A 22,038-nucleotide genomic window follows, 5' to 3' on the forward strand; every position below is an offset into this window, starting at 1 on the left:
TTCATTACCACCAAGAAGGCGTTAACTTTACTGCGTTAATTTTATTTCGATACGTCATTATGATGTAGTAAACCATGAGGCTTATATGGCAACGTTAAAAGAACAAACTCAGGCGAAGGTTGAGGCTGGCCGTAAAGGCAACCCAGATTTCATGAAAAGGGTAGATGCAGAAATAGCAAAAGCTAAGTCGTTTCAGCAAGGCAGTGATGCATTGGCAATTGGTGAAAAAGCACCTGAATTCACGCTGCCAGATGCAAAAGCAAATACTGTTTCCCTCTCCACCCTTTTAAGCCAAGGGCCTGTTGTAGTGACTTTTTATCGCGGAAGTTGGTGCCCCTATTGTAATTTACAGCTTAGAGCACTTCAGTCTCGGTTAGACGATATTAAACAGCTAGGAGCAACACTAGTGGCTATAAGCCCGCAGGTGCCTGATGATTCGCTCAGCGAAGATGAAATTAGCAAAATGGATTTTATCGTATTGTCAGATCAAAGTGCTAAAGTTGCAGCCCAGTACGGCGTAGCATGGGAAGTGCCTGAATTTCTCATTGAGCACATGAAAAACGATAGGCAACTCGATCTAGAAACCATCAACAACGGTAATGGTAACATTCTGCCTATTCCAGCAACCTTTGTGCTTAATCAAGATGGCGACGTAATCTGGCGCTATGTGGATGTAGATTATCGAACCCGTTCAGAGCCGCAAGATATTATTGATGCGCTTAAAAATATATAAGCTTTATTTGCTAAAGCTTATATAAGGGCTTTGGCAGGAAAGGCTGTAACTACTCTTGCGGACGCTATTGAAATCACATGGCGCTCATGCTCACATGGCAGTCAGTCTAACGAGCCGTTAGAGAGAAGTTGAAAATGGGTAGGTATAGTTAGAATAGCAAAAAGGTGGCCATGGCCACCTTTTTTAAATTACGTGCTGAGCAACAACAATGTCTCAACAATACTCAGACTTGTTTGTTCTTACTTCTTTGAGTTTACCGCAGCCAAATCGATAATATTTACGTTAGTATTAAATTTACCGTTGGTTAAGATATTATTCATTTTATCTGGATCTTCTGCATGATCTTGCACAAATGCTAAAATATTTTGATTATTACAAGTTACACTTTCTGCAATATAACTTTTACTCAAACCAGAATCTTTAATTGATTTGTGAAGTTGAATTTTGCTGCCTTGCGCTGCAACAACACATAATTTAGAAGTAATTGAGTCGTCTGCTGCAAATAATGAATCTGCTGCGCTTGCCATACCAATAGTAGATAAAGAAAGTGTAATTGTAGCTAGTGTTTTAGTGAAAGTGTTCATCATTGTCATCCTTTAGGTTAAGTCAAAGTTAATTTTGCAACCTGAATGCCAACTAAATAAAGATACTAAAAATCATAAAGTTAAATCAAAACTATCACTATTCAAGCTTGTGTCTTAATATTTAAATAACTTAAATTTAGTTTTTTTGACCAAAATTTAGCCTAATAATAAACACCTGACTTTGTGTTTTTTTAAAAACCTATGAAAATCACCCAAATTTAAAACAAATCCATTCACATCCCGTCTTATAGATATAAAAAGCCGCTACTAATAGCGTCTAGAAATAACCACCAGTAAAAAGTGCTTTAATTATAATTAAAAAGAGAACACTAAAGCGTAACAATTAAAGTTTTGGCACCAGGATTATTCATGATCCCATTAGTTACTTAATCAGTATTTTTAAGGGGGAATCACCCGCATTGAAAATCACTTACGGAGATTAATGACATGTTAACACGAAGGAGTTTCATAAAAGCTGGTGCTGGAGCAGGCGCGGCGCTAAGTCTTGGTTCTATAATGAGTTCAACTGCTGCGGCACAGGAACTTAAGCTCAAGACTTCTGCAGGGCCGCTAATGCCTACCCTTGGGGAAATCGAAAAAGGCGCAAGCTTACCCACCAATACGATGATTAGCAGCAAACATTATCGCCCAAAATACCGAATGGGATTAGGTGGGCTTGCTGCGGGAAATGGGTTTAATACCATTTCTAGCGATGAAGAAATTCTACAAATGCTTAATACGGCATGGGATTCGGGAATTCGGCACTTTGATACATCGCCTTTCTATGGTTTAAGTTTAAGTGAAAGACGCTACGGCGATTTACTGCGAAATAAAGAGCGGGATGAATACGTGCTTTCTTCAAAAGTAGGCAGGCTGTTAACCGCTTCGTCGAAGCCATTGGAGAACAGTTGGCACTGGGCTGATCACTCACCGTTTCATTACCGCTACGATTACACCGCATCAGGCACTCGTCGCTCTATCGAGGATTCATTGCAGCGCATCGGCGTTTCATCCCTTGATATTGTGTACATACACGATTTGTCGCCTCAAAATAGCGATATGGGTGACGATTGGGTGCACTACTTTGATCAAGCCGCTAAAGGCGCAATTCCTGAATTAGCGAAGATGCGCGATGAAGGAATTATTAAAGGCTGGGGCTTTGGTATTAATACTCCCCATGCAGCATACAAAGCCCTTGAAATGTCAGACCCCGATATATTTTTGTTAGCCTTGCAGTATTCCATATTGGATCATGATGAAGCCTTAAAGAAAACCTTTCCGTTACTGGATAAGCGCGATATGTCTGTAGTAGTAGGCGCCCCATTAAATGGCGGCTTCTTAGCCGGTAGGAATCGATTTAACTATTCGAGCAAAATTCCAAACGCCATGTCACAGAAGTTTGCTGCTATTAACACTGTTGCCATGAAACACGGCATTGATATGAAAACAGCTGCATTGCAGTTTGCTGAAGCCCCGGATACCGTCTCTGCCATCATTCCTGGCGCTCGCACCATGGAGCAAGTCACAGCGAATGTTAAGGCGATGAAAGTGAAAATTCCAAGTGAATTTTGGCGTGAGTTGAAGTCTAAAAACCTTATCGCTCAGAACGCTCCCGTTCCTAGCTAATCGTTTTATAGATAAATTTTTAAGGTAATGTATAGATAGGCACTCATAGTTTTATGTTTAATAAGTAAAGTAAACAAGAGTGCCTACCTTTCCTCCACGCTAGCGATGAATTCTAAAGAGGCCATTTCTACCAATCGGCTTTTGGTGCGCTCAAATTCAAACATAAGCGAGCCACTGGTATAAATCTCTTCTTGAGGCACGTAAGCCGTCATGATTAGACTAGTTCTACTGTCGTAACATTCATCTACCAATGCTATAAATCGGCGTAATGCATCATCCATGGGTGCTAAAACCACTTCCCGCTCTCCGGTTTCGGCAGAGGCGATGTTAATATTCGAACCGTTATCTTCAGTGCCCCGCGCCTTAATTCTCTCGTACGCCTGGCCACTCATAGGTGGCACGTTGAACACTAATATGGTTTTGTACAACTTGGCTAATTCTACATAATCAAAGTGGCTTCGAGGCCCTTCACACAACGCCGAAAAATCAAAGCAAACGGCGCTGTTACTCAAACCTGATTGGCTAGTTTCACTTTGTGCAATAACGTTAATATGGCGACCTAACACCGTTATGCTCGAAGCCGCAACATTAAGCGTTAAGTCGAACTCGCGAAGGAGAGTTTGATGCAATGCCGCCTGCTTTGGCAATGACTCAGGTAATTCGAAATAACGCTGAGTGTAATTAAGCGCTCGCTTTCTATGGTCTTGTTCGCCGTTAAGGTGCACTACTTTTAAATGAGTTTTAATTGCTGCGATAGCGGGTAAAAAGCGCTCCCTCTGCAAACCATTTCGATAAAGCTCGTTCGGTGCACAGTTGCTGGTGCACACCACCACCATGTTAAGTTCAAACATGTATTGCAGTAAGTTACCCAATAACATGGCATCGCCAATATCAGACACAAAGAACTCATCAAAACACAACACTTTGTACTGCTGACTTAGTTGCTTCGCAATATGGCGCAACGGCTCAGACTTACCGGATAGTTCAGTCAGCCGCCTGTGAACGTCTTGCATGAAGTGATGGAAATGTTGTCGTTTACACACAGTACTAGGCAAACTTTTGTGTAGTAAATCCATTAGAAAAGTTTTGCCACGCCCCACCTTGCCCCACAAATAGATACCGTTAATATTTTCTAGGGTACTTTTGTAAATAACTTCGCTATCGCTATTGGCATTGTGCAACGAAAGATATAGCTGCTGAAGCAACTCAATGGCGTGATGTTGAGATGGATCTTTAAGAAGTTTGCCCGAATCGACTAACTCTTGGTATTTGATAAGCGGGGAGGAATCTAGCATTCAAATTTAACAGGGTTTGTTACCGAGAAAATTTGCGTTACGCTTAATTTAAATCTTCATATTTTTGCACCTTTAATTCGGGTGCAAAGCGTAACGCCCGATAGTTATCAGTTAACGATTAAGAGGTTTTACCCCACACTGAACTTGGCTTATTGGCTTTCTCTTTCGCTTTTTGGGCTTGCATATCAGCTTTTACATTTTCGCGTACTTGCTCTTTCGTATGTGCTGTTTTTTTCGCATCAGGACGGTATTTTTTCACCATACCTTGCAATAAGTTTCGCACTACCTGATCACCCGCTACTTTATAGTTTCTGTGATCGGGTTTTCTGAAAAAGGCAGAAAGTTCGTTCTTACTTAATCTGAAATCAGCCATTTGAAGCGCATTAATCATGTCTTCGTCTTTGTAGCTCATAGCAATACGAATTTTTCTAAGCACTTCGTTATTGCTTAAACGCTCACCGGCTTTCAAAATAACGGGCTCGACGCCTTCTTGCTTACCACGCCTTTTTATAATTAAGCCGTCTAAGAACAGAGATATAATTTTGTCTCTGCAAGGTAAATACCCTTCTTCCCCTTCTTTTTTCATAATTGAGTGAAGGTAGTCTACATCCATGTCGTAGTTTACTAACTTGAAAATACCGATAGCGGCGGTATCGTTGATAGCCAAAGCAAAACGTAGGCGTCGTAGAACATCATTGTGGATCATGGTATTTAGTCTTAATCTAGAAGGGTCTAATGTATTATGACGTAGTTTATCGTAATGGCTAATAGACCGCGAATTAAAACCACTGCTTTGCCCTAAATGTGCGTCTTTAAAGGTGGAATTTGCGTTATTTTGATAAAATTTCGATCCTAATCCGACGTTTTCATCTTTAAACAACTATAGCAGTTTCTTATTTGGCCTATTTATGACACTAACAAATAGAATTAAATACACAGCAAGAAAACATGTATCTATGACTTTCGCTTTATTGGTGCTGGCGTTTTTAGCCGGTTGTGCCAGCAAGGGCCCACAGATTAACTTGGATGAAAGCCAAAATTTTGCTGAAATAAATACCTTCTTCGTTCGCGCTCCGTTAAATAGCGTAAATCCTGAAATAGAAAATCAACTCACTTCTGCAATAAGCCGAGCCCTCATTGCCAAGGGGCTGAAGCCCTCTTCCGAAGAGGGAGCAGATGTGTTGGTGGGTTTTCTTCCATCTACCGCTAGTGAAGAAAACGATACGCGTTTAAATCTTGGACTTGGTACCGGTGTTTTTGGTCGCTCGACAGGCATTTCTCTTGGTAGCATTTTTAGTGTGCCTATTGGCGAGCGAGTCACCCAATATCAAAATCTTCAAATTGATGTAGTGAAAGGCGAAAAGTTTATCTACAGTGCTGTGGGTAGTGTGGAAGTAGAGTCTACAGATTCAGTCACTATTCAAAATAAATTGGGCGAGCTGGTTGCCAATCTACTTGAAGCCTTTCCAGCCAAGTAGAAGACAGTTAGCTTAGTAAGTGTTATAAAACGCCCTATTAATCTTGTTTTGGCATAGCCATGAACTTTAAGCATTTAAAAACCTTCGTTGAAGTGGCGCAGTGCGGAAACTTTTCGGTAGCAGCCACTAGGTTGCATACCGTACAAAGTGCCATTAGCCGGCATATTAATGCCCTTGAACAAGACTTAGGGGTAACACTTCTGAGCCGCACCACTCGCCATGTCGCACTAACACCGGCCGGAGATGCATTTTTAATTCACGCCCGCTCAATTATCCAGCACTGTGAACAAGCTAAATATGAAGCACAGCAAGTAGAAAGTGGTAAGCAGGGCATATTGCGCATAGGTTATTTAAGTTCAGCATGTGCCCACTTCTTGCCCCAAATGTTACGCCGCTTTGCCGAAGCGTCACCGCAGGTAGATGTACAAATATTTGAAATGACAGCCGGCCAGCAGTTAACCGCCTTTAGCGGAGGCCTACTCGACATTGGTTTTTCTCGCCCTGTGGAAGGAGGTTATGAAGGGCTAATTGAGCACCTGCATTTAAGCAACGACCCTATTTATTTAGTGGTTTCGAACCTTCATCCCTTGGCAGATTCAAAAGATATAGACTTAAACTCACTATCGCCCTACCCGTTAACCTTATTTGCCAGAAACCAAGCACCAAGTTTGTTCGACGCCATCATTAGTGCATTCCATCAAAACCAAATTCAGCCAATGGTAGCCAGTGAACCTTCGTCTATGCAAGCACTGCTGACTCAAGTAGCCAGCAGCAACAGCGTGGGTTTAGTGCCCGGCTGTATTAAAAACTTACAAACACAAGGCTGCCGTTTTATTCCCTTATCTCTACCTTTGCATGTTTCACTAGAAATGCATTGGCAGGCAAAACCCAGCGCGACCGCACAAACATGGCTCAATTGGTATCAAGAGCAGCCTCGGATAACCGAGAAAGCAGCAGTGGAGCCGTAGGATTTCATTTGATGCACTAGTTTTTGTTTTAGTCGCTACCTACTGCTGTATCAGCGGCCTAATGATGACTTATTTATATACACGTTAGCGAACATCTTATGAGACACTCACCTACATTAATCGCTGGCTATAAAAACTCTATACAGAAGGTTTACTATGAAAGTTATATTCTTTGCTATTACCTTATTTCTTACCGGATGCGCCAGTACAAATGGCCTTGCGGTTTTCTCTTTTTCTAATGCTGAAGTGCAGTCGTTACTTAGCAAGCAAATTCCTAATTTAACTGAGAACGTAAACTTAATGGGCTTACCCGTGAAGCTTAATGTGAACGACGTTAGTGTAGACATAGGCCCTGACAGTCGCGATGTAATTTCACTTGGCTTAGACACAGGCGCAGAAATAAACGCGTTCGCATTTACCTACCCTGTACGGCTAACATTCCAAGTTGAAGGCAGCCCTTATTATGACAGCGAGCAAAAAGCGGTATTTTTGCGTAATTTGAATTTGTTAGATTCGAGCGTAGAAGCTGGCAGCTATAAGGGAAATTTAAAGCCGCTAAATAGCGAGGTAATGAACCTTTTAAATGCTTTTTTAGCAACAAACCCTGTCTATAAATTGGATATGAGTAACCCTAAGGTGGCACTTTTAAGTAAAGTACCATTAGATATGAAAGTGGTTGAAGGTGCCGTTCAATTAGTGCCTAAGAATTGGAATAATTAGCCCATTATAAATAAGAAGAATAGGTATGAAAATTACATTACCCCGCATACTCGCTTTGACCATATTAGTGCTAACACCATCGCTAGCACTCGCTTTTACCGCTGAAAAAACGAGCCCTTATACAGCGGGCACGAAAGCAATTATTCAGCCTGCGCCTTTGGTGTCAATTGCTAATCACGATAGCTTTTTTAACAGTATTAAAGCGTTATGCGGAAAAGCGTTTGCCGGAAAAATAACGATAGATAATCAGGGGCCCGGTAGCATGTCTGGCCAAACTTTAGTCATGCATGTTAGGCGCTGTACAAATGATACGTTACAGATTCCGTTTCATGTAGGAGACGATGCTTCTCGTACGTGGATCGTTACTAAAACGGGTTCAGGCCTATCGCTAAAGCATGATCACCGCCATCAAGATGGTAGTTATTCTGAATCGACCATGTATGGCGGCCATACGCTAGATGCCGGCTGGCCGCAGGTTCAATCGTTTCCTGCAGATGCTTATTCTAAAGACTTGTTTGCTAAAAGCGGTATTCCCCAATCAAGCGCTAATATTTGGCAAATGTTTATTTACCCAGATACATTTACTTATAGACTGATAAGAGAAGGCAGAGAATTTCGGGTAGATTTTGATTTAACTCAACCAATTACACCGCCTGCTGCGCCATGGGGATATGCCGACTAACTGTACTGCTTCTGCTCACTGGTACTAGTTATCCACCGGCGCTAGCTCTCAACCGGCGCTAGTTCACTGCTTTAGCCACCGGCATCGATTAGCACCGGTAGTAGATAGCTCTCGGTAGCTAATTAATGCCGGCGCTGTTTAACAACAGAGCCGGGATGTTAGGGCTAAGGCTATTTACACTACTTGGCTAAATGCGGGGCACATACTTTAGCGATTTGAGTAGCATCGAAGATTTCAATCCAATAACCATCTGGATCTTTAATAAACCCAATACCTTTCATTGCGCCATCATTTGGGCGTTTTTGAAACGGAACATTTAGCGCTTCAAACCTTTCACACGCTGACTGTAAATCGGGGACGTGAAAACCAATATGACCAAAACCTTTCGGCTCACTATTTCCATTATGGTATTGGACAGTCTCGGCAGTATCACCCCAGTTATGAGTAAGCTCTAACATTGCCGGTCTACCAAAAGTTTGGGCAGTGCGTTTAATGTCGTCTTCGCTAATATAGGAAAAATCATCACCAGCGGCTAAAAAATAAAGGCTAAATTTCATCTCTTCAAAATCTAAGCGTTTTAAAAGTGTCATTCCCATCACGCGTGTATAGAAATCAAGAGATCGCCTAGGATCGGCAATTCGCAACATCGTTTGGTTAAAAACAAAGCCTTCAGTGGCATCATCTTTGTCTTCACATAACCCTTCGGCTTTATCAAAATGTCGGCTCATTACTATTGTATCCTTAAGTTAATAACGTGATTAGTAGTCAAAATGGGGACAAACGACGCAATAAACAACATATCTACACAGCTAAAGATGCCCTATTTCACAATGCCTTAGACTATTTTATGATGCTTAATCCAACATTTGCACTGTTAGTACAAAGCTTGACCATTTATACTTTCACACACCCTGTTTCGGTTAGTCCAATTTATAAAAATGCGAATTTTTGTTTTTATTCTGCTTTTACTTAGCGTCAGCATGTCTAACGCGCAGCAAGTCGCCCCGCCGTCACAGGATAAAAACTTATCTCAGCAAGCCAATACCCTTCTCTCAAAAGCACGCGTATCCGAGAAAAACTCACTTCAGTTGCGAATTGAGTGGGCCAATAAAGCATTACAATTATCCGAAAATTTTGAAGACTTAACTATTAATGCACAAGCTCACTTTCTGCTGGGCAAGTTAACATCGCAAGCTCTTGATAATGACGCCACCCAACAGCACTTTTTAAAAGCATCCAAAATATACCAGCAACTTAACGACACCGAAAATTACGTACTGTCGTATGCCGGCTTTATCAATGCATTAATAGAATCCAAGCAATTTACCCAAGCTGACACTGCCATTAAAAAGCTGGTGCCCGCGGCTTTCCAGCATGGTGAAGCTTTACCTATTGGCATTATCCTTAACGCTAGAGGAGATAGTTATTATGAGCAAAATAAATATGACCTAGCCATTGTGCAATACCTTATGGCGGTCGAGTACCTTACAGGTGACGACGCCTCAACTCAGCGATTGAATGGGAGAATATTGGTAAAAATTGCCCAAGCTTATAAACGTTTAAAAGCGCGAGAAAAAACGGCTGAATATTATCAAAAAGCATTAGCCGTATTTACAGATTTAAACGACACCCGATCAATGGCTCGTACGCTTAACACCTTGGCTGAAGCAGAGCGATACCTAGGTCACTTAGTCCTGGCACTAGACTTCGCATTGCGAAGCCTCTCACTGCACAATCAGATAGACGATGCAGACGGACAGGCTAAAGCGTTAATGGGAGCGGGTATTATTTACCGCCATATTGGTCGCTACGAACAATCTTTAAAACTTATCCTACAAGCTCATAAATATTATAAGCAGATCAACGATGCCACTGGTATTGCAAAAACATCGAATCAGATAGGTCACATCTATTTTAGGTTGGAACAATTCGACCAAGCACATTCTTTTTTTATGCTTACTATTAGTTTGGCAGAAAATAATGTTGCCCCCAAAACTCTTGCAACAGCGTTGAGAGAAAGTGCAATTATTGATTGGAGTAAGGGTAACTATACTTCTGCTCTAGAGTTGGCGCAAAAAGCCGATACCATTTACCGTGAAAGTGGTGATAGGGAGATGCAGTCGGTTACTCAGCGAATATTAGCGAACGTGTATCGAGACCAAAACAATCTGTCAAAAGCTCATTTCCATTATCAAGCGTCACTTTCTTTAGCGACTGAAATATCAAGTGAATTTTATCAAGTTAAGACGCTTATTCCTTTTGCCGCCATGCTAATTGAAACCAATATTGAAGAGGCTATAGATAGGTTGAAAACATCTCTTACCCTATCTCTTAAAAATGGCTATAAGGATTATACTCTAGAGAGTTATCGCTATCTTAGGTTAGCTGAGAAAAGTAGAGGCAACATAGCCGCATCGTTAGAATATGCAGAAAAAGAAATCGCCTTAACTGAACTGATTCAAGAAGATATTAATAACAATGAACTTGCATTGGAAAAAGCTAAGTTACACTCGTTGCGGTTAGAAATAGAGTTAGAAACTTTACGAGAGAAGACAAAGCTAGATAAACTAGAACTGGCTCGAAAAAATAACGAAATAGAAATAGCACAACAATCGAATGAGATAGCCGAATTACAGCTAATTAAAAACAGATATGCCAGTGTAGCCTTAGCGCTGGCACTTGCAGTATGCTTGATACTGGTTGTACTTACCTACCGTCGCTTTGTTGTTTCAACGAAGGAAAACCAAGAACTCGATTACTTGGCTACTCGAGATCCATTAACCAATTGCTTTAACCGCCGAGTGTTATTCGATTCGATGGAACGGGACTTTGCCAAATCTCCCCTACCCGTTGAATATTGTGTGCTTATGATTGATATCGACCACTTCAAAGCGATAAACGATAATTACGGACATACCATCGGTGACTCGGTACTTTGCAATGTTGCAAACACCTTACAAAACTGTGTCCGTCAAGATGATGTAGTCGCCCGATTTGGGGGAGAAGAATTTTGTATTTTGTTACCTAACACTATCTCTCAACAAGCCTTACACATTGCTGAAACAATGCGTAAAGCTGTACAAGACAGTCGATTCGAGTCTATTGAGGTAACCTGTAGCGTCGGCGTAACCTCAATTCGTTTCAAAGCCCAAACGCCTTCTGAACTTATTGTTCAGGCCGATTTGGCGCTATTTGAGTCGAAATCTTTAGGCCGCAATAAGGTTACGCTTTGGAACGAATCACTGGCTGAAGCTCAAGACCCAGTTCGTAAGTCCTGAAGCCGAAATTTAAAACCCGCGACTTAAAACGAACCTTATCTCACTTAAACTACAGTGATCACATCGTCCATTGGCAAACGTGCCTTAGGTAACCCATGGTTCCAGTCTTGTTCTACGTCAGCATAACCAAGTGCTAGCGCAACCTCACAGATATGCCCATCTAACTCTTCACTAAACAATTCGCCAATCAGGTCGACATCAACACCTTCCATCGGTGTAGACGCAATACCCAATCGCGCTAGAGTGTGAAGCAAGTTGCCAAACGCTAGGTAAACCTGAGCTTTAGTCCAAGAGCCGTTATAGCCGTTCTCATCTGTGTTTGCTTCGGCAAACGCGTAAGCGCCCATAAATGAATCTCGCATTGCTTCAGGGAGGTGACCTGAAGCCACTTCCGCATCAACCCGCTTCACAAATTTTTCTTTTGTGAACTTAGGATCGTAGGCAAACAAAATAGTGTGCGATGCTTCTTTAGCATGTAATTGGTTGAACTGATGCTTGTTAGCAAAAGTGTCGTGTAAGCGCTGTTTTGCGCCATCACTTTCTACTACAACAAATTTCCAAGGCTGAGAATTTATTGAGGAAGCAGATAACCTTAACGCTTCTAAAATTACAGCCAAATCTTCAGACGAAATACGCTTGTTGCTGTCGTATTTCTTAACGGTATAACGCTGGTTTAAATCACTGATAATTTGATGAGACACTACCTGCTCCTAATGTTTAATTCTGAAACTTTATTTGCGAAGAAGTGTAACCAGTTATACGAAAGACGATAAGCCCGCTAATTATTGAATGAGTTTACATATTTTTTTGATAATAAAAGAGTGGCTTATGAGCTGTGGTTACACAATCGAGTAAAAATATGAGGCAATTAATAGGAAATCACGCTATTTTTGTAGAAGTTCAAGATAACGACGAGCAGTAATGATAGAGCAACCGCCGCTCTCAAAGAATAAGAGTCTCACCATTCGCTTGCTGCGAGTGCTTAGATACAATAAAGCAAGGACAGAACGTGCCTTAATGCTTATGCCTGCAGAGCAAAAGCCGCTGTTCTACGTATTGCCCTTTTTGCTGCATGTTAATCATCCAGAACTTCCAGGTTATATTGAAGGGGATGACATTCCATTTGGGATCCACAACTATTCATTTCGGCATGTCGTCGAGCAAGCGCTTTTCCAGTGCTTTCCTGAAAAGCGCGAATTATTATCTGACATCAAGCCACTTTGGCCACGCCAACGCGCCATAGATTCTTTAGTGCTGATGGGCAGTATTGGCTCCATTGCCCAAACTGACACCTCTGATTTCGATTACTGGGTGTGCGTAGATGGCAATAAAATGTCCACAACAGCACTCCAATCCCTGCAAGAAAAATTAACCGCAATCGAACTATGGGCCGAGGCAACATTTACAATAGAAGTACACTTCTTTTTATCTGAAATTGATAATGTACGGCGTAACGATTTTGGCATAGCGGATGGAGAAAGCTCGGGTTCTGCACAAGCGCTTTTTCTTAAAGCGGAGTTCTATGCCACTAATATTGTGGTGGCAGGTAAAGCACCTTTTTGGTGGTTAACACCAGAAAAATGTAATGAGCAACAATATCACGGGTTACAAAAAAACTTAGAAGACGGGGGTTCGCCCGACCCTCGTTGGTTTATGGATCTTGGTAATATTGAGCGACTAGACGCCAATGAACTATTTGGCGCAACAATTTGGCAGTTAAGTAAAGCCATGGACTCCCCTTTTAAGTCACTGCTTAAAATTGCCAAGCTTGAGGTGTATTTAGCCGAAATAGACGACGGACAACCTTTATGTAACCTCCTAAAAAAACATGTTCACCGAGGCGCTAAAGCGCTAAGCAAAGTGCCCGCCGTCGACCCTTATGCGCTTATGTTTGATCAACTCATCATGCACTATGAGAACAACGGACAGCCAGAAGATGTACTGCTGCTTCAGCAATGCCTTTATCTAAAATGTGATTGCAAACTTAGCCTGCCTATTGAGCCAGATCGGTCAAGCACCTTCAAACGCCAGATAATTTCGGCGTATGTTATAAAATGGGGTTGGACCAAAAAAGACTTGGCATATCTAGACAATCAACAGGTCTGGACACTTAAAGAGCGCATAGAATTAAGCCAGCGCATTCATAAATTTCTGTTGAACTGTTACCGGCGCATTTCCACTCAGATTAGCCCCGAACAACAGAAAATGAACAGACAAGATATGACGGTGATAGGCCGTCGTTTAAGTACTTTCTACGCCAAAAAGTTAAACAAAATTAAATTCTTACGTCGAGCTTTTGATGAAAACCTTCATTGCGATACGGTTACGGTATCGGTAAAGCGAAATAAGGCTGGGCTAGAGACATGGAGCGCATTTGCTGGAGATCAACTAAGCCGAACTGGCAAAGTAGATCAAAGTCAGAAGATAACCCAAAGTCGTTCGGCAATAGAATTAATAGCCTGGTGTGTGGCCAGTCGTATTATTGATGCTAGTACTAAAGTGCTTTTAGATTATCATGCTGGTGATATGAGTGAGTTAGATTTAAGCGACTTATTGAAACACGTTTGCCGCTACTTTCCCCCGATAAAAGTGTCTTCACTGCCAAGAGCGGATTTATTGTCACCCCAGCGCGTAACTACATGCTTTGCCCTTGTTAATTTTCAAACTGCTCGACAAAAAGCATCCGTCGAAGAAGTGTCAGTGTTATATAACACCTCCTGGGGAGAAACCTTTTTACTGCATGGAAAGGATGCACTCGACAAGCTTTGGTTTGAAATTCAAAGCGCGTCACCCACCCCATCTTGTTACGTTTTAGTCCCTAGAGGACATCAGCAGTCACGTATTCAAGGGGAGTTTTTAGAGTCTACCGACATTGAGTTTTCCCTTTTATATTAGCTATCAGGCTATGCGGTTAAGACTTACAAAAAGATAAACATGAACATTTATTTTGGGTGATTTATTTGCTGAAAACGTTATGCTAACCACTCTATTTGATTCTTCTTGAGCGGTATTTCAATGCTTAACCCTGGACGCACTTCCTCTTCTCTACGCGGTGTAACTTTTATTACGTTGGTGTGCGCATCGCTAAGTGCGTGTCAAAGCTCATCAAACTCTGGCGCTGCACACGACTCATCCACAACATCTGCTGCGCCAGAATTAATAACGCTGGTAGATAAAAACCGAGTTGAGAAAAAGCTAACTGCCGAGCAACTTATTGAATCACTAGATTTAACTGGCCATGTTGAAGGTGGCTTTTATCGCCAAACGTTTAAAGCCAATCACCGACCTATGATTAGCACAGACAATGGCGATAGAGTGAATATGACCTCTATCTATTACTTACTAAGCGCAAAATCTCCTATCGGGCATTTTCATATGAATCGCTCAGATATCATGCATTACTTTCACATGGGCGACCCCATTACCTATTACTTAATTAACCAAGACGGCAGTCTTGAAACCCATGTATTGGGGCCTGATCCCACTCAAGGTCATAAAATGCAAATGGTGGTTAAAGGCGGTACATGGAAGGCATCAAAAATATCTACCACGGGCAGTTATGGTTACGGCTTAATTGGAGAGGCTGTGGCACCAGGTTTTGAATACGTTGATATGCAACTAGGTGAACAAGCCGAGCTGATTAAGCAATTTCCACAACACACAAATCTCATCACATCGTTAACGCGATAGATCATATACCTTTAAAAAAAAGGGGGTTGGTAAAAGTCCACCTGCCTTCTTTTGTGTAAACTCTTGATGCGTGTAATCCCCCTGTTATAGTAGGTGTTAACCCACTATCAAATTAATTATCTACTCTACAAATTTATCCACCCTATAACTACATCAATTATAACAATAGAGAAGGTCAACTATGAGCCCACGCACTGTCGCATTTTCAAGAACACGTTTAACTGAGCTAATGGTTCCCTCTTTTGCCAATTTTGGCGGAAAAGTTCATGGGGGAGTTATATTGTCCCTGATGGACAAAGTGGCTTACGCCTGCGCGAGTAAGCATGCTGGCGCTTATTGCGTGACAGTTACTGTAGACGGCGTTGAATTTTTGCAGCCAGTAGAAGTAGGCGAATTATTATCGCTAGACGCAACTGTGCATTACGTTGGTAACACTTCTTTGGTGGTAGGCATTAAGGTTACGTCGGAAAACATTAAAAACAACAAAGTGAAGCACACCAATAACAGCTTCTTCACTATGGTAGCTAAAGACGATAACGGCGTACCGGTGAAAGTACCAGAATTGGAACTCAGTAACCCTCACGAGATGCGCCACTTTGTAACAACGATTAAGCGTAATAAAGTAAAACGAGAAGCGCAGGCAAGAATTCAAAAGGAACACGACGACTTCATTCCAAAAGAAGACTTTGTATTGCTTGATAAACAGCGCTGCACCATTACCTTCGACAAAGATGCGTCTTATACCCAAGAGTAAGATACAAAAAAGCCCCTCCTGTTGAACGACAGCAAGGGGCTTTCTATTGTATAGATATATTATCAGCGCTAGGGTTAAAGACCTGCGTGGTACTGACTTACCGTGGAAGCTGGCACCATACTATTTAGCTTATCTTCTACCTGCTTATCACCGGCTAATAGCTGTTCGAATTGACGAATTAGCGCGACCTTGTCTGGCGATACTTTGTCTCCAGCACCAATGTTGGTTAAATCAATCATGAAGCCGTCGAACAAGTCAGATAAATCGTTCATCACTTCCATATTTAAAAATTGATCTTCGTTGTAAATACTCGGATAACCGGCTTTTTGTTTATCGATGGCGAACGACATGCCTTTCATATTAGTAATGCTGGTTGATTTGTCGCAAGAGAGCATGCACCCATTATCGATACGCGGCTTCTCGCAACCCACACTTTGCTGGAAGAAACACTGTCTGCTGGTCATCAACAAAATAGGGTGATAAATACTGTAAAACAGTTTGAAGTTTTCAGGCCGTGCAATGTTCTTCATTTGCATGCGGTTTAGCTCGTTTGAAATAAACGCACCATGACAGTCGAAATCTTCTTTCATGGCCATTAATGCGTACGAGTTTGTGGTATTTAAGAAAGGCCCTGCAATCCACTTTATGCCTAACTCGGTAGCTTTGTAGGCAATTCCAGTATTGTTGGTCACAATTAATGGCGGCATAACTTGTTCAAGTATATTCACTGCCACATCGTAATCTTTGCCAATGAGCACCGCAGGGAACCACGGAATTAAACGGGGGTTCTCTTTTAAGAAGCCTACATATTTGGTGCAATTACGCTTGTAAGCATCTGGCAACTTAAAGTAAATATCAGCATCCGTTGCATCGGCTAAATGCACGTCTGCCTCATCACAGATTAGCAATGAAAGCGCTGGCTGCTTATCGGCTTCGCTTTTAGGGTAACTCGTAAGTTTTGGTAATATCACTTCAGGTATTAACGACTGTTCACCGTTAAGCTGCTTCATGGCTTCGTTTTTAAGCGCCGTTACATCACGAAATGGCAAACTAAGGCCCTTACCTAATTGTGTAACATCTAGGTCAGCGATGCGGTATTCGCCATTGCCTAAATTTTTAAAACGCTTCTCTAGTAAGGCTTCGTCTAGCGCATTTTTCTCACTTTTAGACAACACACCTTCAGAACGTAGCGTAATGGTTTTAGGGGCAATAGTGTTGATGCTGTCCTTACCAAGCTCGCTTTGAACATCTTCAGCATTAGACGAGTTGCCCGCTGCTAAACCATGGGTTTTGATAGTGAGAGTTAAACAACTCCCCTCTTCACCTGAAAACACTAGCGTAGTAGGTATTTTATCGATAGATAAATACTGAATCTTCTCTCTTACCAAGTCGTGTAGTTCGTTCTTCTCTTGATAAAGGGTTTGTTTCACTTCTTGTATTTGCACCACTGAAATACGGTTAACGTCTTTCGTCGACGCATCATTTGCGCTTTCAGTTTGAACCGCTTTTTCAATAGCATGATTTTTTGAGTTATCACGTGGATTATCAATAAACATCGATTGATTCAAATCGCCACGTAAGAACGCGTTAGAAAAGTCTCGGTTGAATACTTTATAAAGGCGTTCGCCGTCTTCTAATAATTCACCGGTTTCCAAAAATCCATCTATCTGCTTTCTAAAACTGTCGATGACTGTATGAACGTAACTTGCGCCTTTAATCCGGCCCTCTACTTTAAATGAATACACACCAGCTTCTATTAATGCTGGCAGGTCGAAAAAGGCCGAGTTGTCTTTAATATTTAACGGGAAGTTATGTCCAGATTCAGTGGTTTCGTATTCTTCGCGGCAAGCCTGACTGCAGCGCCCTCGGTTACCCGAGTTCCCCGCGCTAGCAGAAGTTGAATAACATAAACCAGAGAACGCCACACATAACGACCCATGCACAAACACTTCGGTTAGCACGTCGTGCTCGAGGCTAACCTTGGCAATGGCAGTAATTTCTCGTAGGTTCAACTCTCTAGATAAGTTAACCCGTGATGCTCCTAGCTTTTTAAGAAAAGGTATTTGCCCCACATTGTGTGTAGTCATCTGGGTAGAAGCATGAATATCTAACGTAGGAAAATGCTTTTTGATAAGGTTGAACATACCAATATCTTGCACAATCACACCATCAAGGGTGGTATTAACCAACTTACTTAATAGCTTGGCAAGCGTTGGAAATTCTTTTTCCAGAATAACGATATTCAACGTCAGGAATATTTCGCAGTCGTATTGATGCGCCAATCGAATAACGCCTATCAGCGCATCGAATGAAATATTAGACGCACGATTTCGAGCGTTAAAATTATCTAACCCGCAGTACACCGCATTGGCGCCTGCAATAATGGCGGCTTTAATCGCATCAACATCGCCACCTGGGGCTAATAATTCAATTTTCGGATTCGTGTGAGTACTGTTCATCTAGATGCTATATTGTGGGAAACTTTATGCCGAGGATTTTACCTACATATTTGCCTAATGAATATCATAACGGCAGATTAATCGAGGTAAATGGAGATAAATCACCTAATGCCAGAAGCAAAACCAGATTTCGCGACTGTATTTTCACAAGAACACGGTGTTGAACTCGAATCTCACAGGGTTCAGCAACCCATACTCTACTCTTTACGCAATTGCCCTTATGCCATGCGTGGAAGAATTGGTTTGTATAAAGCGGCGCAAGACGTTGAAGTGCGTGAAGTGGTATTGAGTAATAAGCCCGCCGCTATGATAGAAGCATCGCCTAAAGGTACCGTGCCCACGCTAGTATTGCCAAATTCAAACGGCACCAATACGGTAATAGATGAAAGCTTGGATGTGATGTTGTGGGCACTGCATCAAAACGATCCCGAAGACCTATTGCATCAGCAAGACCCTACCGCCCTGCCTGCCATGCTAGCATTAATTGCAACATTCGATGATGAATTCAAAACTCAGCTGAATGCCTACAAATGCGCTAAACGTTATCGTGAAAACAACGTAATTGAATGCAGGCAAGCCTGCGAAGTATACCTGCAAGATTTGGAAACCCGTTTAGGTGCTGGTAGCACTGAAGAAGGTTTGGACGGTAGCCAATCGAACCGCTTTATTTTTGGCGCAAAAGAAAGCTTGGCCGACATCGCCCTACTACCGTTCATTCGTCAGTTTTCGAAAGTTGAACGAAAGTGGTATCGAGAATCTCCCTACCCAAACCTTAAACAGTGGCTAAACCATTACTTACAAAGTGTCATGTTTAACAAAGTGATGACACAGTATGAATTGTGGAAGCCCTAATTTTGCCTTTTAAGAGGCTGTTAACACTTTCATTAACAGCCCTAACCCCATTAAGTCTCTATGAATTTTTTATCCTCATAGTGTCTTTCACAACTAACCTTTAATGAATACTAATTTTAAACTGGCCGTCCCGCATGAAAGTGTCAAAAGCGCTATTTGGATCAGACATCATCATCATTGGAATGACAGTAAAAGGCTCATCGCTATCCCGTGAAAGCGTAACTTCATCCCCTTCAAGTAACGCCAGCATGCCTTCCAACAGCATTTTTCTTGGTGGCTCTGCCTTCTCTAAAGCACGCTCTAATGCTTCTATCGCTTCAGCGTGTAATTCATCAGCATCTTTCTCATCAGTTGCTTTTGTAGCGAACATTCTGTCGACTAAGCCATCTTCTTCCAAAGAAAGCGTAAACTCACCAATTTCTATCGCAGCCATTAAGTGTTGTGCCATAAGTTCGGGCGCTGCTGATATTGGGGCTTTTGTGAAAATGTCGGTAGAAAGCGAAATGCGTCCTGCGTCTTCCACATCGAAAGTAAGCTCTTTTATGCGGTATTCGTTATCGTCTTCATTCACTTCAAAAGCAAAACTCTGATTCAAGGTTTTACCCTCATTCATCAGCATGTGAACCAAAACTTCTTGAATATCATCAGGGGTACTATCAACACCATGACCTTTAAATTCAGAAAATGAGACGCCAGAAAAATGCACCTCTCCTTCAGTAGAATCTTCCAATTCTTGTTTGAAACCTGAAAGGGCGATGTTTTCAACCAGAATATGCCCTTGCGCCTCGTCGCCAACACGAATGTTATCAATGAAGACATCACCAAATATGTTAGCACTCACATCGCTGTAAGACACCTGGGTGGTAGCAGGAAGGTCAGCGATCATTTCATCTACTGTGTCTTTGGCTTTTGATGAAGCGTACATATTGCCGCCCACGTAACAAATACCTAGGGCAACCACGACGCCTAGCGCCACTTTAGTGTTTTTACTCATTTTGACATCCTTTCTTTTACTCTATTCCAACTTTTACACTATCTCGATGTTCATACCATCGAGATGTAACTAATTTATACGAGCGCTTTAAACGCTAGGTGCATGATGTGCTGTGTAGTGTTGTGAGCTAACTATCAGAATTAACTCACCAGAATTAATACAATCACACCATGGTAACGAATTTTACCCCAAAGGTATGCTGAAGATTGAGGTGCGCTACTAGCTGCTCCTCGTAAAGAAAATTAAGCATAGTGAACGATATACAGGGAAGGCGGAATTTGAGACCAGTTCAAATAATAAAACTTAGCATTAAGAAATACGGGTTTTAAACAGTGATTGTTGGTGAGCAATATCTAATTCATACCTTTTAACAAGCTCAATTTGCTTGCTTATTTCTTTGATAGAGTTAGCCACATTAGCTAAAGAAAGCAGCGCGAACAGCCAGCCCACGGGTGAAGATATCATGCGAACAACACGCTGTGCTGTACTAAATAAATGCCCTAAAATATTCAAGCCCGCAGCATAAAGTTTCCCTTGAAAACTATACTGAGTACTGTCAAAACTAATTTGATAAGGCTGCGCTTTAGGATCGATACAGCAATGTTGATCAAAGTCATTATCATGGGCAAAACACGACTTAGCGGCATCGCCATAATGGTATGCACTCCCTTTTAAATAAGACATACCTGAGTAGACAATATCAAAAGCTTTCACTACACCTAAATAACTTTCGCGTGCCCTTTTGCTGATGTATCTTGCTATGTTCGAGATAGCCTCTTTAGTACTTTCAAGTACTCGCTTTACCACGCCAAATAACCAACTTACCACCCGCTTAAGTCCATCAAAAATACCGTTAGCCAACTTATTAAATTGTTCTCTTAACACGCTTTGCTTGCTTTTACTTTTCCACAGCTGACTAACCGACTCATTTAAACGATCGTTATCGCGGCCGTTATCTTCATCTTTAGCCTCCACATCAGAAGACAGCCTAGAAAATGCCGCCATTAAATGGGTATTTAACGTATAGTCCTTAGGATTGTTGCGCACTACTGGGTAGTCTGAATAGAACTGTTTGAGGGCCAAATAAGTTTTGGAGATCTTAATAAACGTTTTTTTCTTAAATCTCTTAACCGGTTTTCTTATAGTTTGATCTTTTCCCGGTGAAATATCATAGCCCAACAACCAAAGCTCCACTCTAGTAATAGCCTCGATATTTGCTGGGAACGCATTATATACAGGTTCAAAATAAGTGTTATTACTTAATCGGGCCACAATACTGTCATATTCAAACATGGCGTTTAGTAAGCTCATGTCTAAACCAGAACATGAACTATTCACTAGGTTTAGCTGCTTTGCAAACACACAAAAGCGGTCAATTGCGTGTTGAAAATCGGCGTTATCAGATGGTTTTATAATGGTTTGGGTGTTAATGCGGTGTTTATCCCAATCAGAGAAAAAACCAAGGGTGTACAAGCGGCAGTACACCGCCCTCATCACCGCTTTGTTATTGGCAATGCCATCTTTAAGCGGCCCTGCTACAAATTGACTGTCCTGCGAAGGCAACTTCAATTCATTTTTCCAGACACTTCCCCATAGCGCTGGGCTTTGCTGATTTTCAAAACTTACTAGGCATTCTAAAACTTTCCATGTCAGGTTTCCCGCCCACCCGTCTTGGGTAATACCAGCATCTTGTTGAAAATGTTTTATTTTTTTAATTAATATGTGGTCAATTTGCGGATTGTGACGATTCTTGAATTTATGCCCTTCTCCTAAGTAACCCAATTCAATTAAACGGGCTCTTATGGCACGAATGTAGGCAGAAGAATCTGTTTCATTAGGGTTATCAGATGCGGCTGTGGCATTAGGTAAATACTGCTTAGATACAGACGTATCAAGACCAACACCCAGCTTTTTCATAACAGAAA

At 41.7% G+C, this 22,038-nt stretch carries 18 protein-coding genes and 1 pseudogene; 11 read left to right on the forward strand and 8 right to left on the reverse strand.

The window, feature by feature from the left end; translation table 11 throughout:
• Positions 1–85: 85 nt before the first annotated feature.
• Positions 86–733: a peroxiredoxin-like family protein gene (locus Q4561_RS05075; protein WP_303458072.1), complete on the forward strand. Its 648-nt coding sequence runs from the start codon at positions 86–88 to the stop codon at positions 731–733.
• A gap of 239 nt (positions 734–972) precedes the next feature.
• Here Q4561_RS05075 and Q4561_RS05080 read toward each other — a convergent pair whose 3' ends face one another.
• Positions 973–1,320: a DUF3718 domain-containing protein gene (locus tag Q4561_RS05080; protein WP_303458074.1), complete on the reverse strand. Its 348-nt coding sequence runs from the start codon at positions 1,318–1,320 to the stop codon at positions 973–975.
• Positions 1,321–1,764: 444 nt separating this feature from the next.
• Between Q4561_RS05080 and Q4561_RS05085 the strand changes: the two genes are divergently transcribed.
• Positions 1,765–2,943, forward strand: a complete 1,179-nt coding sequence (locus Q4561_RS05085; RefSeq protein ID WP_303458076.1) for an aldo/keto reductase — start codon at positions 1,765–1,767, stop codon at positions 2,941–2,943.
• Positions 2,944–3,026: 83 nt separating this feature from the next.
• On the opposite strand, the gene zapE is transcribed toward Q4561_RS05085, so the two are convergent.
• Together zapE and Q4561_RS05095 are read right to left on the reverse strand one after the other, a co-directional pair.
• A complete protein-coding gene (gene zapE, locus Q4561_RS05090) occupies positions 3,027–4,238 on the reverse strand; it encodes a cell division protein ZapE (RefSeq protein WP_303458078.1) in 1,212 nt (403 codons plus the stop codon).
• A gap of 118 nt (positions 4,239–4,356) precedes the next feature.
• On the reverse strand, positions 4,357–4,944 hold the full coding sequence (locus Q4561_RS05095; RefSeq protein WP_368411518.1) for a DUF1456 family protein: 588 nt from the start codon (positions 4,942–4,944) through the stop codon (positions 4,357–4,359).
• Positions 4,945–5,194: 250 nt separating this feature from the next.
• On the opposite strand from Q4561_RS05095, the gene Q4561_RS05100 reads away from it, so the two are divergent.
• From Q4561_RS05100 to Q4561_RS05115, 4 genes are all read left to right on the forward strand, one after another.
• A complete protein-coding gene (locus tag Q4561_RS05100; protein WP_303458083.1) occupies positions 5,195–5,716 on the forward strand; it encodes a DUF4136 domain-containing protein in 522 nt (173 codons plus the stop codon).
• Between the two features lie 59 nt (positions 5,717–5,775).
• Positions 5,776–6,684, forward strand: coding sequence for a LysR family transcriptional regulator (locus Q4561_RS05105; protein WP_303458084.1), 909 nt, complete (start codon positions 5,776–5,778; stop codon positions 6,682–6,684).
• A gap of 156 nt (positions 6,685–6,840) precedes the next feature.
• Positions 6,841–7,404 carry a DUF1439 domain-containing protein gene (locus Q4561_RS05110; protein ID WP_303458085.1) on the forward strand — a complete coding sequence of 188 codons (564 nt, stop codon included), beginning with the start codon at positions 6,841–6,843 and terminating at the stop codon, positions 7,402–7,404.
• 25 nt (positions 7,405–7,429) lie between these two features.
• Positions 7,430–8,086: a hypothetical protein gene (locus tag Q4561_RS05115; RefSeq protein WP_303458086.1), complete on the forward strand. Its 657-nt coding sequence runs from the start codon at positions 7,430–7,432 to the stop codon at positions 8,084–8,086.
• Between the two features lie 179 nt (positions 8,087–8,265).
• Here Q4561_RS05115 and gloA read toward each other — a convergent pair whose 3' ends face one another.
• The gene (gene gloA, locus Q4561_RS05120; RefSeq protein WP_303458087.1) at positions 8,266–8,814 is read right to left on the reverse strand and encodes a lactoylglutathione lyase; all 549 of its coding nucleotides are present in this window, start codon (positions 8,812–8,814) and stop codon (positions 8,266–8,268) included.
• A 252-nt stretch (positions 8,815–9,066) separates the two neighbouring features.
• Here gloA and Q4561_RS05125 point away from each other — a divergent pair, with 252 nt between their 5' ends.
• Entirely contained in the window at positions 9,067–11,364 is a 2,298-nt protein-coding gene (locus tag Q4561_RS05125) for a tetratricopeptide repeat-containing diguanylate cyclase (protein WP_303458089.1), read from the forward strand.
• 44 nt (positions 11,365–11,408) lie between these two features.
• Here the strand turns inward: Q4561_RS05125 and Q4561_RS05130 are convergent, their stop codons facing one another.
• On the reverse strand, positions 11,409–12,065 hold the full coding sequence (locus Q4561_RS05130; RefSeq protein ID WP_303458091.1) for an NAD(P)H-dependent oxidoreductase: 657 nt from the start codon (positions 12,063–12,065) through the stop codon (positions 11,409–11,411).
• Between the two features lie 220 nt (positions 12,066–12,285).
• On the opposite strand from Q4561_RS05130, the gene Q4561_RS05135 reads away from it, so the two are divergent.
• The 3 genes and pseudogenes from Q4561_RS05135 (at position 12,286) to Q4561_RS05145 (ending at position 15,808) form a co-directional block, all read left to right on the forward strand.
• Positions 12,286–14,259 carry a class I adenylate cyclase gene (locus Q4561_RS05135; RefSeq protein WP_303458093.1) on the forward strand — a complete coding sequence of 658 codons (1,974 nt, stop codon included), beginning with the start codon at positions 12,286–12,288 and terminating at the stop codon, positions 14,257–14,259.
• A 288-nt stretch (positions 14,260–14,547) separates the two neighbouring features.
• A pseudogene (locus Q4561_RS05140) lies at positions 14,548–15,054 on the forward strand (cupin domain-containing protein); the annotation flags it as partial.
• A 181-nt stretch (positions 15,055–15,235) separates the two neighbouring features.
• Complete coding sequence (locus Q4561_RS05145) at positions 15,236–15,808, forward strand: acyl-CoA thioesterase (RefSeq protein ID WP_057790312.1); 573 nt, start codon at positions 15,236–15,238, stop codon at positions 15,806–15,808.
• A gap of 74 nt (positions 15,809–15,882) precedes the next feature.
• Here the strand turns inward: Q4561_RS05145 and Q4561_RS05150 are convergent, their stop codons facing one another.
• Complete coding sequence (locus Q4561_RS05150) at positions 15,883–18,267, reverse strand: peptidase U32 family protein (RefSeq protein WP_303458096.1); 2,385 nt, start codon at positions 18,265–18,267, stop codon at positions 15,883–15,885.
• Positions 18,268–18,375: 108 nt separating this feature from the next.
• Between Q4561_RS05150 and Q4561_RS05155 the strand changes: the two genes are divergently transcribed.
• A complete protein-coding gene (locus tag Q4561_RS05155) occupies positions 18,376–19,119 on the forward strand; it encodes a glutathione S-transferase (RefSeq protein ID WP_303458097.1) in 744 nt (247 codons plus the stop codon).
• 100 nt (positions 19,120–19,219) lie between these two features.
• Here the strand turns inward: Q4561_RS05155 and Q4561_RS05160 are convergent, their stop codons facing one another.
• Both Q4561_RS05160 and Q4561_RS05165 read right to left on the reverse strand, forming a co-directional pair.
• Positions 19,220–20,113, reverse strand: a complete 894-nt coding sequence (locus tag Q4561_RS05160) for a hypothetical protein (RefSeq protein ID WP_303458098.1) — start codon at positions 20,111–20,113, stop codon at positions 19,220–19,222.
• 309 nt (positions 20,114–20,422) lie between these two features.
• Positions 20,423–22,030, reverse strand: a complete 1,608-nt coding sequence (locus Q4561_RS05165; RefSeq protein ID WP_303458099.1) for a peptidoglycan-binding domain-containing protein — start codon at positions 22,028–22,030, stop codon at positions 20,423–20,425.
• Positions 22,031–22,038 lie beyond the last annotated feature (8 nt).

Origin of the sequence: Alteromonas sp. 1_MG-2023 (assembly GCF_030547075.1) — a bacterium.
Lineage (GTDB): Bacteria > Pseudomonadota > Gammaproteobacteria > Enterobacterales > Alteromonadaceae > Alteromonas.

Bases quoted from the DNA above. Each gene is read 5' to 3' on its own strand.
- Q4561_RS05135 (WP_303458093.1), top strand. From the start codon at position 12,286: ATGATAGAGCAACCGCCGCTCTCAAAGAATAAGAGTCTCACCATTCGC.
- Q4561_RS05155 (WP_303458097.1), top strand. From the start codon at position 18,376: ATGCCAGAAGCAAAACCAGATTTCGCGACTGTATTTTCACAAGAACAC.
- Q4561_RS05110 (WP_303458085.1), top strand. From the start codon at position 6,841: ATGAAAGTTATATTCTTTGCTATTACCTTATTTCTTACCGGATGCGCC.
- Q4561_RS05100 (WP_303458083.1), top strand. From the start codon at position 5,195: ATGACTTTCGCTTTATTGGTGCTGGCGTTTTTAGCCGGTTGTGCCAGC.
- Q4561_RS05095 (WP_368411518.1), bottom strand. From the start codon at position 4,944: ATGATCCACAATGATGTTCTACGACGCCTACGTTTTGCTTTGGCTATC.
- Q4561_RS05165 (WP_303458099.1), bottom strand. From the start codon at position 22,030: ATGAAAAAGCTGGGTGTTGGTCTTGATACGTCTGTATCTAAGCAGTAT.
- Q4561_RS05105 (WP_303458084.1), top strand. From the start codon at position 5,776: ATGAACTTTAAGCATTTAAAAACCTTCGTTGAAGTGGCGCAGTGCGGA.
- Q4561_RS05150 (WP_303458096.1), bottom strand. From the start codon at position 18,267: ATGAACAGTACTCACACGAATCCGAAAATTGAATTATTAGCCCCAGGT.
- Q4561_RS05080 (WP_303458074.1), bottom strand. From the start codon at position 1,320: ATGATGAACACTTTCACTAAAACACTAGCTACAATTACACTTTCTTTA.
- Q4561_RS05085 (WP_303458076.1), top strand. From the start codon at position 1,765: ATGTTAACACGAAGGAGTTTCATAAAAGCTGGTGCTGGAGCAGGCGCG.
- Q4561_RS05125 (WP_303458089.1), top strand. From the start codon at position 9,067: ATGTCTAACGCGCAGCAAGTCGCCCCGCCGTCACAGGATAAAAACTTA.
- Q4561_RS05115 (WP_303458086.1), top strand. From the start codon at position 7,430: ATGAAAATTACATTACCCCGCATACTCGCTTTGACCATATTAGTGCTA.
- Q4561_RS05145 (WP_057790312.1), top strand. From the start codon at position 15,236: ATGAGCCCACGCACTGTCGCATTTTCAAGAACACGTTTAACTGAGCTA.
- Q4561_RS05160 (WP_303458098.1), bottom strand. From the start codon at position 20,113: ATGAGTAAAAACACTAAAGTGGCGCTAGGCGTCGTGGTTGCCCTAGGT.
- Q4561_RS05075 (WP_303458072.1), top strand. From the start codon at position 86: ATGGCAACGTTAAAAGAACAAACTCAGGCGAAGGTTGAGGCTGGCCGT.
- gloA (WP_303458087.1), bottom strand. From the start codon at position 8,814: ATGAGCCGACATTTTGATAAAGCCGAAGGGTTATGTGAAGACAAAGAT.
- zapE (WP_303458078.1), bottom strand. From the start codon at position 4,238: ATGCTAGATTCCTCCCCGCTTATCAAATACCAAGAGTTAGTCGATTCG.